The following is a 13,385-nucleotide window of genomic DNA, read 5'->3' on the forward strand; positions in this document are numbered from 1 at the left end:
GGCGCGGGCCGTGTTCCGCTATGCGGTTGTCAATTTGCGAAAGAAATTATGCGTCACCAAAACGACCACCACGGGTTGTCCACCCTGATGATTCGGCCGTCTTCGCTCAACATCGACCTCACTTCCATCCATGCCTCCTATGCCAGGATCTCACCGGTTACCAAATTGAACTTTATGCCCGAACGCGGTTCGTTGAACTCGTCGACCGCCTCGCCGTCATGGTCGGGCTTGGTCACGAACAGCGGCCCCGGTGCATCGATGCGAGGTCCGATCGTGAATTCACATCGCTGTAGGATTATAAATTGACTTTCGATATTGGCACTCTTTATAGCGTTGTAGCAAAGTGAGCCTGTTACCGGCTTGTTCCGGCAACGGGTTTTTTAATATCTACTTGGAGTCATGCAAATGGTCCAACATAGATCTGTAAGTAAGCGCTTCGAGGAAACGATGCCGATCTCGCATCAATTCATGGGTGCATCGGAAAAATAGGGCGGAGTCGCCCTCGCGATCCCGCCCCGTAGACCCGAGTGTTTCTGACTTTCCCGTTATCCGGAACGGCTGGAGAAGGTCGCGTCTCAGTTCGGAAAACCCAATGCTTGAAGCGACGATGCCAAGGGGCTACTCGGTCAGCTTTTCGCATCCGCGCCAGGGCAAGGGGAGGGACAGCCTGTAGAACGAGGCCGGCTCCATAGGAATCTCCTCGAGCCTTCCGTTGCCTCGCCGAACCCACGATGTTCCGTTTGCGTCGGTGAAAGCCGTTTCGGGCGCCGTGCGTACTCCCATTCCGTGCCCTTCCGTCGGGAGCCATATGTACCATGCTCCAGGAGGAAGCGTGCCGACGCAGACGCGGTTGGGAAAAACGGGGCGGTTGTCCTCTCCTTTGAAAGAGGGGCCGGCTCCGCTAATCCCGACGCAGGTGACGATTGCGTCGTAGACGGGGGACTCGCTTTCGTTTCGAAGCACGACGAACTGCCAGACGAATCGATTGTCCTCGGGCTGACCGGTACGGTTTCGACCCCCTTCGTACCATGCCGATATGCGGGATGGCTGATACCGCTTGATGTCGTCCTCCCTGTTCCTTTTGCTCTGGCTGCCTTGCCAGAATGCGACAATCAAGGCCACCAAGGTAACGAGTCCGATGAATGCTTGGACAATCAGATTGGCGATGTCTATATCGATGCCAAAAATCATTGGATGGTCACCGGCTCAGCGTCGTTGGGCGATAATTCTAACTCCGAATAATACGGCTTGATCGATGGTCGACGTTACGTAAACGTCAAAATGGGTTTGTCTTAACAGCCTTATTTTCTTAAGACAAACTTGCCGCAACGCCAATTCAAAGAGTTTGCCGTGACGCAGACAGATGCAGTTGGTTGCTGAAAAGCGTGGTTATTTGGGCAGGATTCGCTTCAAAACGCCCGTCGATTATTACGATCTAATGCAGCCTGTAGGGTGGATGTACTTCGATAAGCAGTAGTCGACATGCTCTGGTTTTGAACGAAAAGTCCCAGAGACAATCGATAACGATTCTTCTTTGATGATGCGAGCGGCGCTACCATTAGCAGCGCCGCTTGTTTTCCGCTCGCAGATAGATCCCGCCATGTTGACCACCGAATGCATCTTGACCGACGTGCTCGTACTCCTATTCGGGCACAGAAATTGGAGGCGCGGCCCCCAGCGTCTACTCAGCGAAATTCGTTAAGAAAGCTGACATCGAACACTGTGAACTCCGTCATCGAATCGAATCTCATTGACTGGGATGCGTTCATTAATGATGACTTTGATGCCTATTTCAAAGCTCGCGTCATGGCTTTGCTGGACGCTATTGAGTTCGCACTGGGCAAGTCCATCTCCGATAGGGGCACCGAGGAAACAGTAAAGAGATTTGGCCGCTCATTGGAATAAGATGCTTCTTAGCTCCGTTATTGGTTATAGAAAGAAGGCTTAATGTCTGATTTTGAAATTTTGCAGCAGTTGTGCGAAACAGCAGACGAACTTTCAAAGAAATACATCAGCTCTAGTTCGCCTGACTTTAAAGCATGGAAGACAAGGGCGGACAGGCTTTTAATTAGGCGATTTGGAAAAGACAGCTACGAATTTAAAAGCTTTAACAAAATCAGCTACTCGTTGTCTTTTTTCACCTCCGGTACGCCCGACTCGGCTTTCGTTGAAGCCTGTGCGGACGGCCTGCGCAGTGCAAAAGCTGTGCTGGAGACATACCTTGATGAGTTTTCAGACGAAGGGGAAACCGGATCGACTGCAAATGTTGGAGATTATTCGAAGGTATTTATCGTTCATGGTCACAACGGAGAGCTTAGAGAAAGGGTCGCGAGAATCATCGAAAGGCAGGGCCTGACGGCGGTTGTCCTAAACGAGCAGTCAAATCAGGGCAAGACAATCATCGAAAAGCTGGAAATTGAAGGCGATGCAGCAGGAGCGGTATGCCTTTTTACGGCGGACGACGAAGGAAGAGCCCAGGCAGAACAGTCGGAAAAGCCCAGGGCTAGACAAAATGTTGTATTTGAAGCCGGATACTTTATTGGTCGGCTTGGCAGGGAAAACGTTGCAATTCTTGTTGACAAAGGTATCGAGATTCCCTCCGATCTACAGGGCGTCGTTTATACCGGAACAGACAGTTGGGAGTTCGGCCTCTTGAAAGAACTCAAGTCCATGGGATATTCCATCGACTTTAATAAGATGGATATCTAATCCGTTGATCCCTCCTTTCACCGACTGGCAAAACGATTTACACCTAATTGTGGACATTGCCCACACGATTTCTCTTTGCTCCCGCATTGATCTCGCTAAACTATTAATTGCTGCTACCAGGGCATTTTCTGGTGCACATTCTATTGGCTCCTGCGAAGATCGGAGCAGGTATGTTTGCTGCCAAGTCCCACACCAGCCGTCATTACATTCCGATTGTTGCCATGGCCTGCCTATGCGTTTTGCTGGGCGGGCCTTCTTATGCCGCTGGCGCGGAGAGCCTCATCATCGCGGGCGCGACGTACTACGAGCCGGGCGTGTCGGGCCCCGGCTGGGTCTGGACCGATGCCGACCACCTGGAGCTTAATGGCTACGCGGGCGAGGCCATCGGCGCGAGGGCGACCTGGTGCTGACGCTTGCCGGGCAGAACTCCGTGACGGAGTCGCATGCGCCCGATGCGGACATCACGCTGTGCGGCATGGAGGTGTGGGGCAACCTGACGCTTCGCGGCACCGGGACCCTGACGGCGACGGGCTCGCAGTGCGGGATCCACGTGTCGCAGGCGCTCGTGGTTGACGGCTGCACCGTCGATGCGCGGGCAGACGGGGCCGATATTACAAACGAGGCGGTCGCCGGCGTGATTGCCGGCGACATGGCCGTGCGCGGCGGCGGGCGCGTCGTTGCCGCGGGCGCCGGGTCCGAAGCGGGCGTGCGCGCCTACGGCGTGTATCTGCAGGATGCGGGCCTTGGCGACGGTGCTGCCGGCTGTCGGCTTTCCGTCGACGCCTCGTGGCTTGATGCGGCCGGCGCCGATGGCGGCGTTGCGTGCTTGGGCGGGTCGCTTGTGTCTGCGCGCTTTGTGGCGCCTGCTGACGGGGTCTTTGGTGCTGGTGGCGTGGTGGATGCTGCAGGGGTCGTGGCAGCGCACGTGGTGGTTGAGCCCGATGTGGCCACGCCGCCGGCGGAGGAGACCGATGGGGTCGTTGTGCCTGGCGATAGCGTGGATAAGTCTCCCATCGATGCTAACCCCGCTGCCGGAGAGCCCACCACGGGGTCCACGGAAAATCCCGCGCTGAAACCCGCGGCTACGACAACCAAGACCACGGTCGCCAAGACGGTCAAGCCCAAGCCTGCCACCGCAACAACTGTGGCACTCCCCAAGACCGGCGACAACAACTGGATAGCCGCTTCTGCGACGCTTTTCCTGCTGGGGACAGTGCTTCTAGCTGCCGCATGTCGTTGTTGAGATAGCTGCCATTTGGAAGAAAGAGACATCCACAAGGTATAACTATTTGCGTGTTTGTCTATAGGCACCCAATTATCGAAGGCAGAGGCCATACGGACGTGATCATGGGCTGAATCGTGACATGCGACCCAGGTCCACATGAATGAGAAAAGCATTCAATAATGTCGCAGGTTAGACTGAAGGCAACGAAAGGGCACCGGGATCTTTGTCGACCCTGGTGCCCAAGCGAAAGACCATCAGAGTTGCCTCGCAATATTCGACGGTGCTAAAGCGGGCAAATATTAAACCGGACTCATTGGTGAGCTGTATGAGCTGGTTTCTTAGTGACATCCCGGATTGTCTATAAGCAAAAGTCTGGTGTTTCGGAAATGTTGTACCGTACGCCAAAACTGTCAATCTCTTGTTTTAATACAGCCCACTCAATTTCTAAAAGCAGCCGCATAACATCGTAAATTGTCACAATGCCTCGAATCCCCTTGCTCCTCATCCGCACGAGTTCGTAAATCAATTGAACAGAAATCGTTGCTGTATACGGTTCACCGCTTCTATCAAGATTTAATGCTCTTGCAGCATCAATGATCGCGGTGCCAAATAGAAGCTCAGGGCAAATCCCTTCAGCGGGGTTTTCGATTGTGATATTTACCTTATCTGCGCAAAGCTCAATTTCTGTTTCTCCGGCTCTGCTTTGTTTGAGAAAGGGTTCCGTTTTACCTAGACCTAAATATTCCGTTCTTTTAAGACGCTGCCTGCGGCAGCTCTCCTTAAACATATTGTTACGACAATCTATGATGGCGGCATTCGCAATCTGGTCAGTCAGGCATGGGTAAAAACCTATTAGGATCCAATCGACCTCGCAAGATGCCTTGCAAAGGAGATCGTAAATTTCCGCATAAAGTGGGCATTGTCCACTGTCGAGGCGGGCCACTCTTGTTCCATCGTGAATGAATAATCCCTGAAAATCTGAATGAATTTCAATTAAATAGCCCAATTCAATGCGTCCATCATCACCGCTAAGTTCAGTAAGGTGATTGCGGTATTTAGGTAATTTGCGAGCATGACCTGTTTTTCCACCAAACAATCGGGCATCTAGAGAGCGCGTCAGATCGTCACGGCATGCACAGCTTTGATGATATTTTGCCAACGAGACATAGTTTGCGACGATGCTCGCCAATTCCTCCGGCAAAACATCGTCGGCTTCAAGCCTTGGCATTAGCTTTTCGCGCTCAGCTTTCAACGCAGATGTGAGCTCAGCAGATTTTGATTGAGCGTTTCGACCATGTTTGATGTTATGGTCGATTCTAAAATGCTCCAAACCAACAATGGATCCATTTTCGCGGGTAATAACAATATCAGGGCACTCGCTGCCTGCGTTAATAGATCCACACACCTTCAAGGCAGCTTTCTTCTTGTATCCACCCGAGGCCATTGATAGCCTAAGAACATCATTGAACACTTGCTCTTCGTGCGCGTTCTGGTCGCTTTTATTCTTGCTCATGCCGGATCCTCCGCCCTTATAAGTAAAACATAATTCAGCTCGCGCTTTTATAGAAGGTGCGAGGCCCTCGTCACAAGTGAATGAATGACGAGGGCAAACAGGGTTAAGGTATGACCTCCGTGTTACCTTTCAGCCCTACCCAAATTCAAATTTATTATGCTGCTTTATCAATTTGAATAGCGGGGATCCTCGATTTCTTTCTTCCTAAGCTTGTGCTGGTTCCAAAGTCGGTCTGGCCCCTTTTAGATGCAACTTTGTATTTCTCAATCTGAGTTCTATAGCCTTCAATTAGCTCCAATAAAGACTCATCGAGAAACAGCAACATTTCGCTTCCGTCATATCCCTCAGCGGTATCATCCACGAACTTGCATTCTGTTCTCGGCATATCGAAGGTGCACTTTCGGAGAAGGTTCTCAAGTATTTCTAGGCGGCGAACCAGAACGCCTGCATCATCTATAACATCCAGCCAACTGGACCCGTCCTTGCAAAACAACATTTCGTCCCTTTCGTTTTACAGCTCTGATGGACAAAAGAAATCTAAAGCCGCGTGCGGACATCATTAAAAATTGTTCTTAAAAGCAGTGTAGAAAATCAGTTTCAGACATTATGTTGTATGGACTTGCTGAGACCTTTAGTTTGAATCTCAATTTAAAGTAGATATTTGTTCGAAACTAACAAATAATGGTTTTAAAACAATATAATTTTCCTTGTTATTAAAGAATGTCTGCGGTGAATCAACTTTTTTGAAAAGGATTCTGAAGATGATCCTCAATTTTTCATTTAAGAACTTTCAGAGCTTTCGAGATGCTCAACAGTTCTCGTTTGAACCGATTTCGAGCAAAAAGGAACTTGGGCCTGTGCGAGTGGCTGCGGTTTACGGCGCAAACGCGTCAGGCAAATCAAATTTCCTAAATGCTCTTTACTTTGTCTCTTACTTTATTCGTACAGGTTATGCGGCAGGCGATGCGAATTCTCAAATACCCATCGTCCCCTTTTTACTTGACTCGGAATCGCGATCAAGTGACACAGAATTCTCGATAGATTTTATCGCTAGCAACTTAAAGTATGAGTTTTCATTTGGTGTGAACAAAAATGAGGTTACATATGAGAACCTCACTGTGTATCGATCAAAACAGCCGTCCCTTCTCTATGACCGCTCTTCGATAAACGGGGAACAGTCAATTAAATTTGGTAGTACCTTTACAGGTGCAAAAAAACAACTTTGGGATATCACGCGCAATAATTCTTTGTTCTTATCTGCCGCCGCGGCGGCTGGAAGTGATGTAATTCAACCCGCATTCGCAGCCCTTGCCAATGACATCAATCTCTATGATGCAACGCATTATCTTGCAGAGCTCGCCACCATTAAAAAGCTGTTTATCAACGATGACGCACGAGCTCAGATGCTATCACAGCTCATTAAATATGCTGACATTGGAATTGACGGCATGGATGTCCGTCAATCGGAAGGTGTCATGGGTTTAAAAGACTCACTCATTGGACTAGATGAGATTCCGGAAGAGGCACGTAATAAAATTGCAGAAGACTTTAAATGGTCGTTTGCCTATGATCTGTTCTTCCACCACAAAGGCTCGGGAGATGGCTTTTGGCTGGACTCCGCCCATGAATCGGAGGGCACAAAAGCTGCGCTGGCGTTTTTCTCGGTTGCCTTACGCTCTTTAAGCAGTGGAGCCACAACAGTAATTGACGAGCTTGATTCGAGCCTTCATCCTACGCTCCTGCGCGACTTCGTCTCACTGTTCGCCGATCCCGACACAAATCCAAAGGGCGCGCAGCTAATCTTCTCGACCCATGATGTCACCTTGATGACGCGAACCAGCCCTATGGAAGCGGTGCTTGAACGTGACCAGGTCTGGTTTGTGGAAAAGGACTCTGAAGGTGATTCGCAATTAATTGCTGCGATGGAGTATTCGCCTCGTGCAAATGAGAATCTGGGGCGCAATTACTTAAACGGTGTCTATGTGCCGCTGCCCAACCCAAGTTTTCATCAACTTGTGGCCCAACTCATGAAGGAAGGCGCTGACATAAATGGCTAAGGCAGAAAGGAGAGGGCTTGCTCGCGGCCGCAAAAAGCAAACAAGAGCCAAAAGAAAGCGCCACCTAATTGTGTCTAATGGAAAGGTGACCGAAACCGAATACTTCAACTTCCTTATTAATGAAATGGACGTTCGCGGAAGCGTGCGTTATCGGCATATTGACGGAGACCCCTTGAAGGTCGCCAAGCAGCTCTCGCGAGAGCTCGATTCAGATAAAAAGGCCGTTAAAGCAGGCGAAATCGAAGCATTGAGTTCCGCATGGATCGTAGTCGATTCAGATGAGTTCAGAAACCTAACCGCAGCAGAACGAGAAGCAAAGACAAAAGGAGTTAGGCTCGCGATCTCCAATCCATGCTTTGAAGTATGGCTTATCGATCATGTCTCACCATGCCCGGAAACTTTTGCATCGACGCCACAATGTGAGAAAAGAGCGCGCGACCTTGGCGTTCTAAAATCTACTGACCCCAACAGGTCCTCCGCGTCAAAGTTCAAGTCGGTAAATCTTGAAATAATTGACGGCAACAAGGGCCAGGCTTTGACCAATGCCGCAAAGCACAATACGGATGATAAACGTCGTGCAAGAGAAATGAATCCGGACAACGTTGCCGCCTATCAAGTATGGACAGACTTGCCTGATCTTGTAGATGACGTATTTGGGTCGGGTAACTAGTGTGATTCAACCCGCGTTAGGGGCAGTCTTTTAACTCAAAAAGTTGTAAACGAGGTAGCAATGCTTTGGAGCTATGTTCAGCTAGAAGACGGTACTGGTCGAGCTGCACAAGAAGATCATTCAATAGCGGACGAGGCAAATTCAACATTACCGATTTCGCTCGACGACTCTATGTCAATCGACCATGCAGTTGAGTTAACCATTACGGGCATGCCCAACGCGCTCAGGCTCTTGGAGAACTCATGATGGCGGCTACGCGGCGGAGCGCTCGTCCGTTCGCGCCGCTCGTGCTCGATGATGCCGGTTCGCTCGAAGATATGGCCGCGGCCGCGATGCGCCTGCACAGCACGCTGATGACGGTCGGGCGCTGCTATACAACCGACGCCACAGGCGACCGGGCCGCGCTTGAGCTTGGACGCGTCGAGTCCGTGCTTGCGGGTGCATTCTGTACGATATTCGGTCAATCGCCGGCCGATCGCTTCGCAGACATCTTTGACCAGGTCACCTACGTGGCCGAGCACATGGTCAAGGACCACATCTTTGAAGACGGTAACAAACGAACCAGCCTTGTCTTTGCGTTGTCCGTCTTAAGGTTCGCCGGCACTCCGGTCGAGCTGTCCGACAGCCCCGAGCCCAAAGACAACCAGTACTACGCCTGGATCCAAGACCTCGTATCCGGAAACCGCACGACCAGTGGGCTCGCCGAAGAGCTACGCCGCGGTTGCATTGCGGATATGGCCGACCCGTCGCACGTACAGAATCAAAGCATCCGCACGCCAGCTATGAGATGGATTGGACGCCACATGGAGATCCCCAACACCCTGTGCAGCAATGTATACGACTTCGCGTTTTGCCCCGAGCCCTGCTACGACCGCTTGGCCGACCTCGCCGACCCCGAGGACTGGGGTCCCGGCAACCGCATCCTCAAAAACTACCTGTCGTTTTCGTTTAGCCGCGCAGTATTTTTGACCGAGCGCGACGTGGACCAGACCGCGCCGTCCAACCTGCCGCTGGTGTTCGACGACGACCGATGCCTGTTTAACACCGGCCTGTACACGCGCCGCTACGAGACCATCTACGGCCTGTTTGAGCCCAACACCAAGCCCGACGCGCGCCAGCGCTGGTTTTTGAAGGGCTTCTTTAAGGAGAGCGACCCCATGCTGGTCTCGTTTGAGTACCTGCCGTGCCGCGTGCGCTTTGCCGAGGACCCCTCCGAGCTTGTCTTTGACTACCGCCTGCCCATCCGCTCCAACATCGACCACATTCTGGGCGACGAGGAGAACCTGACGCGCATTCCTGCTAGCCTGATGGGGGAGGACAACTCGCTGCTGCTGCGTCGCGCCTTTGAGGGGGCTGTCGTCGAGGCCGCCCGCCGCGCCGCAGCCAAATATACGCTCGCGGTGCCGCAGTTCTACGGCGGCCGGATCCAGCTACTCCTACCGCTGTGCCTGACCGGCGACAAGCCCGAGCTGGCGCTGACCATCCAACGCGAGGACGGTTTCTACGCCGCGCGCACCTGTCTCACGCTCGACATGGCCTACAACAACGCGCGACTTATCTGCCGCCCCGAAACCTCGTGGATTAAACGATAAAGGGTGATTTAGCTGCGGTTTTGCCGATTGTTTTGGTTGTTTTGACTTGGCTAGCACCCACGAATTTAAAATCGAGGGCAAAAAGTTCTTGGAAAACCTCGCGCGGCTATGTTAGTATCTCTTTTGCCGAAAGGCGACGGGCGATTGGCTCAGGGGTAGAGCATATCCTTCACACGGATGGGGTCACAAGTTCGAATCTTGTATCGCCCACCATCAAAAGCGCAGGTCAGAGGTGTTAAGCTTCTGACCTTTTTCTTTTTGACACCAAGGCTGACACCAAAAGTGACACCAAATTTTTGATTTTTATTAAAATGGGGTCCCGTTTTATATTGAGCATGTCCCCTTCACAATTCCTACACATGTATAAAAGCACCCGTACCGGCTCACGCTAGGTGACGTCATCGCACGTTTTGTGAAAAGCGTCTGCGCTCATTCCTTGAATTCTCTGCGCAATCTACGAGCAATTGTGAAGACTGAGACTAGACGCACGGCTTCACTACCTGCGCATTCCATCAATCGCGCCTGCTTTCATCACAACCCATCCCTCTTTTGGTCAGTGTTTGGTCAGCTTCCGGTACTTACCCGCATGATGCTCACCTAGATAATCAGACCCGTAAGTCACACGGCTCATGCCGGAAGCTAGGGGGAGGTCCACATGGACGAGATTGTCTGCGCAAACACCGCATTCCGTTACTGGCGCTGCCCACCGCAGGTGCGCGATCTCTACCCGCGTCTGCCCAACTCTGAAGACGGCTGGCGCGCCCTATCCCAAGCCCCTTTCGTAACCGACGTCCTCAAGACGCCAGTCATCACAGCAGCATCAACACGAAGCAACCTGCATTCCGAGACAAGACGGACCATCCGATGGAACAGCGCCTATATAGAGAAGGTTTCCATCGACACGGGTATGGGCTTTAGCGTCACAGACCCTCTTAATACGCTATACACCATGACTCGAAGCGTTTCTTCATGCGACTTGGTTCTGGCTATGTACGAGTTCTGCGGATGGTTCTCAGTTTTTAAACCATCGCCCGCGGTCGACATGGCACTTGAGCAGGCAAAATCAGAAGAAGAGCAGTACACCACAGAAAGTCTGTTTGAACTAGACGAAACACAAGACGAGGCCCCATGGAAGCGAGTCTATGCTCGGGCGCACCAGAAGGATAGTGAGAATAATCAAAGTGGGCAGCAGAATAACGGATCCGGAAATAAAGCTAACGGAAAGGGAACATCGCTCTGGATGAGAAAGCCTCTTATTGAAATAGAAGAACTGCACAGATTTGCAGCGAAGGTTAAGGGCGAGATGTGGGGAAAGCAATTCTACGAAGCCGCACAGCAGGTAATGGGTATTGCGGCATCCCCGCTAGAAGTTGCTGGAATCATGTTGCTAAGTCATCCGAGACGTGCCGGCGGAGCGGAGTTTAAAAACATATACGTCAACGACTTAACACCGCTGTCGAATTCAGCTCGGAAAATCGCAGGTCAGAAAGTCTGTTACGGCGATATCGTCATCGTAAACCCAATAACAATGAAGGCTGTGATTATCGAACTTCAAGGAGAGGTTATCCATGGATCGGGCGCTGTGCTTGACCACGATGCCTCTCGAATGACAGCATTGCAAAGCATGGGATACGACGTATTTCTTGTAACTCATGACATGCTCAATGATCACGAACAGCTTGATGCCATCATTCACAGTGTGTGTAAGCGATTGGAGTTGCGCTACAAGCCAAAAACCGAGGCGATGAGATGTGCTGAAACCAGATTACGGGCCAACGTTCTGTGCAATTGGCTTGGTATTGGTAAGTAATAATGGCCTAGTGAGCATTTTTAATACTTTATATGCTGCCAGTAATTAAGTGCCATTTTAAAACAATGCCGGTTTACTACGTTGGATTGAGGGTGGCTGAACACACCGAATTCGCCGCTCATAAAACCGCAGGTAGATAACCTGCCCGTTTTGCGAAAGCAGGCGTGAGGTCGGAAATCCGGGAATCGTCGTAGTAAACCGGTCCGTTTATGAAGCGACCAGCTGGCGCGAGCTACGCACGGTTCAGTAAATTGGCCCGAAGGCGCGGATAGAGGCTCAGACGAAACCCTCCCGCGGAAGCACCGCGGATTGCTTTGTTCTGACCGGTGGCACCTGGGTCGACATGCCGAACCCCGGGAAGGAGGGCGAGCTTGCCGCTGCCCGCGGGGCGCGCCCCGCGGGCTATTTCGGGCATCGTGTGTCTCTTCGGCCCCGCGCCGTTCCACGCACCGTAAAATCTTTTCCAAAATTGTCCTTGCATCGGCGGGGGAGTTCCCGTATAGTACTTCTTCGCACGGGGGCGTAGCTCAGCTGGGAGAGCGCTTGACTGGCAGTCAAGAGGTCAGGGGTTCGATCCCCCTCGTCTCCACCCGAGCATTGAATGAGGCTCTAACGCAAGTTGGGGCCTTTTTTCATATCTATCGATTTACGCCATGTGTTGACTGGGCAGCATCTTGGCGACATACCCATTGTTAATTACGAATATGAATGTTAATAACTTTACGTTTCTGGATGGCAAACCTAGTCTGCAGCGCCAATAACAAAGAGGCCGGGCGTAATGCCCGGCTTCGAAATACTCTGGTGGGCCCTCCGGGATTCGAACCCAGAACCCAGGGATTATGAGTCCCCTGCGCTAACCGTTGCGCCAAGAGCCCTTATGAACGGTGAATGCAATTCTAGCAAAGGCAACTCAGGCCTAATTTCTTCGCTTCACGTCGTGAAATACTACCATGCACGAGCAAGTCGCACAACGCAAGATCAAGTTCGATGCTAAACAACAGCTAATCTAGGCCCGCCGCAGATAAAAAGTGTTTTATAAAAAGTTAAGGCCTTAAATTCAGGGCTCCAAAACATTTCTGCGTGAATTCAACCTGATGCCATTTCAAAACCATGCTGGTTTACTACGACGGATCGGCGACCCCCGAGCACCGCGTGTTCTCCGTTTGCAAAACCGCAGGTAGAAAGCCCGACGGTTACACGAAAAGGCGTGCGTGGTCGAACATTCCTGATTCATCGTAGTAAACCGGCATAGTTCTGAGGCGCAGATGAGGGACGGTTCGCAATCGGACCCGATAATGGGACTGGCGACGCATAGGAAATCCGGTTGCGCGGGGAGGGTCACGTTCCGCGCGCCAATTCGGCCGGCGTACGGGCCGTGCGGGGGTCGGGCGCCCCCGCGGGCTGGCCCGGCCCCGCGGGGGCGCGACGGCGCCCCCGGAAAGTTTTTCCAAAATTGTCCTTGCATCGCCGTCCGAGTTCCCGTATAGTACTTCTTCGCACGGGGGCGTAGCTCAGCTGGGAGAGCGCTTGACTGGCAGTCAAGAGGTCAGGGGTTCGATCCCCCTCGTCTCCACCCGAGCATTGAATGAGGCTCCAACGCAAGTTGGGGCCTTTTTTCATATAGGAACACAAGGTCAAAGGCGGCAGCATGATCCTCCTGGTCGACAAGATCGAAAAAAGCTTCGGCGCGCGCGTCCTCTTTAGCGGCGCGTCCTTCCAGATCAACCCCGGCGAGCGCTTCGCGCTCGTGGGCCCCAACGGAGCCGGCAAAACCACCATGCTCAAAATCATCATGGGCATCGACAGCCC

Annotated in this window: 12 protein-coding genes and 4 tRNA genes; 12 read left to right on the forward strand and 4 right to left on the reverse strand. The window is 52.0% G+C overall.

Translation table 11 applies throughout. The features are described from left to right. Positions 1–618 precede the first annotated feature (618 nt). Positions 619–1,191 (reverse strand): hypothetical protein, encoded by a 573-nt coding sequence (locus tag DW870_RS07910; RefSeq protein ID WP_117877348.1) that lies wholly within the window; start codon positions 1,189–1,191, stop codon positions 619–621. A 531-nt stretch (positions 1,192–1,722) separates the two neighbouring features. Here DW870_RS07910 and DW870_RS07915 point away from each other — a divergent pair. The 4 genes from DW870_RS07915 to DW870_RS07930 all read left to right on the forward strand — a co-directional run bounded on the left by DW870_RS07915 (position 1,723) and on the right by DW870_RS07930 (position 3,952). Then, complete coding sequence (locus tag DW870_RS07915; protein ID WP_117636983.1) at positions 1,723–1,905, forward strand: hypothetical protein; 183 nt, start codon at positions 1,723–1,725, stop codon at positions 1,903–1,905. Between the two features lie 42 nt (positions 1,906–1,947). After that, positions 1,948–2,709 (forward strand): TIR domain-containing protein, encoded by a 762-nt coding sequence (locus tag DW870_RS07920; RefSeq protein ID WP_117636984.1) that lies wholly within the window; start codon positions 1,948–1,950, stop codon positions 2,707–2,709. A 170-nt stretch (positions 2,710–2,879) separates the two neighbouring features. Continuing rightward, positions 2,880–3,119 (forward strand): hypothetical protein, encoded by a 240-nt coding sequence (locus DW870_RS07925; protein ID WP_117877350.1) that lies wholly within the window; start codon positions 2,880–2,882, stop codon positions 3,117–3,119. Beyond that, positions 3,113–3,952: a hypothetical protein gene (locus DW870_RS07930; protein ID WP_117877352.1), complete on the forward strand. Its 840-nt coding sequence runs from the start codon at positions 3,113–3,115 to the stop codon at positions 3,950–3,952. The genes DW870_RS07925 and DW870_RS07930 overlap by 7 nt, the downstream gene beginning before the upstream one ends. A gap of 340 nt (positions 3,953–4,292) precedes the next feature. Here DW870_RS07930 and DW870_RS07935 read toward each other — a convergent pair whose 3' ends face one another. Continuing rightward, entirely contained in the window at positions 4,293–5,447 is a 1,155-nt protein-coding gene (locus DW870_RS07935) for a hypothetical protein (protein WP_117769679.1), read from the reverse strand. Between the two features lie 154 nt (positions 5,448–5,601). Beyond that, a complete protein-coding gene (locus DW870_RS07940; RefSeq protein WP_035138300.1) occupies positions 5,602–5,943 on the reverse strand; it encodes a hypothetical protein in 342 nt (113 codons plus the stop codon). A 265-nt stretch (positions 5,944–6,208) separates the two neighbouring features. Between DW870_RS07940 and DW870_RS07945 the strand changes: the two genes are divergently transcribed. From DW870_RS07945 to DW870_RS07975, 6 genes are all read left to right on the forward strand, one after another. After that, the gene (locus tag DW870_RS07945; protein WP_117769680.1) at positions 6,209–7,504 is read left to right on the forward strand and encodes an ATP/GTP-binding protein; all 1,296 of its coding nucleotides are present in this window, start codon (positions 6,209–6,211) and stop codon (positions 7,502–7,504) included. Further along, positions 7,497–8,174: an RloB family protein gene (locus DW870_RS07950; RefSeq protein ID WP_117847733.1), complete on the forward strand. Its 678-nt coding sequence runs from the start codon at positions 7,497–7,499 to the stop codon at positions 8,172–8,174. The genes DW870_RS07945 and DW870_RS07950 overlap by 8 nt, the downstream gene beginning before the upstream one ends. Before the next feature lie 242 nt (positions 8,175–8,416). Further along, positions 8,417–9,766, forward strand: a complete 1,350-nt coding sequence (locus DW870_RS07960; protein WP_117769683.1) for a DUF3825 domain-containing protein — start codon at positions 8,417–8,419, stop codon at positions 9,764–9,766. 138 nt (positions 9,767–9,904) lie between these two features. Then, positions 9,905–9,979, forward strand: a tRNA-Val gene (locus tag DW870_RS07965). Between the two features lie 442 nt (positions 9,980–10,421). Beyond that, positions 10,422–11,576 (forward strand): hypothetical protein, encoded by a 1,155-nt coding sequence (locus DW870_RS07970; RefSeq protein WP_117769684.1) that lies wholly within the window; start codon positions 10,422–10,424, stop codon positions 11,574–11,576. Between the two features lie 516 nt (positions 11,577–12,092). Next, a tRNA-Ala gene (locus tag DW870_RS07975) sits at positions 12,093–12,165 on the forward strand. A 210-nt stretch (positions 12,166–12,375) separates the two neighbouring features. Here DW870_RS07975 and DW870_RS07980 read toward each other — a convergent pair. Then, a tRNA-Ile gene (locus DW870_RS07980) sits at positions 12,376–12,451 on the reverse strand. A 625-nt stretch (positions 12,452–13,076) separates the two neighbouring features. Here DW870_RS07980 and DW870_RS07985 point away from each other — a divergent pair. Then, positions 13,077–13,149 (forward strand) — tRNA-Ala (locus tag DW870_RS07985). Positions 13,150–13,224: 75 nt separating this feature from the next. Beyond that, positions 13,225–13,385, forward strand: a 161-nt coding sequence (locus tag DW870_RS09510) for an ATP-binding cassette domain-containing protein (RefSeq protein ID WP_233547411.1), incomplete at its 3' end; no start/stop codon positions are given.

Source organism: Collinsella sp. AM38-1BH (assembly GCF_003467545.1).
Lineage (GTDB): Bacteria > Actinomycetota > Coriobacteriia > Coriobacteriales > Coriobacteriaceae > Collinsella.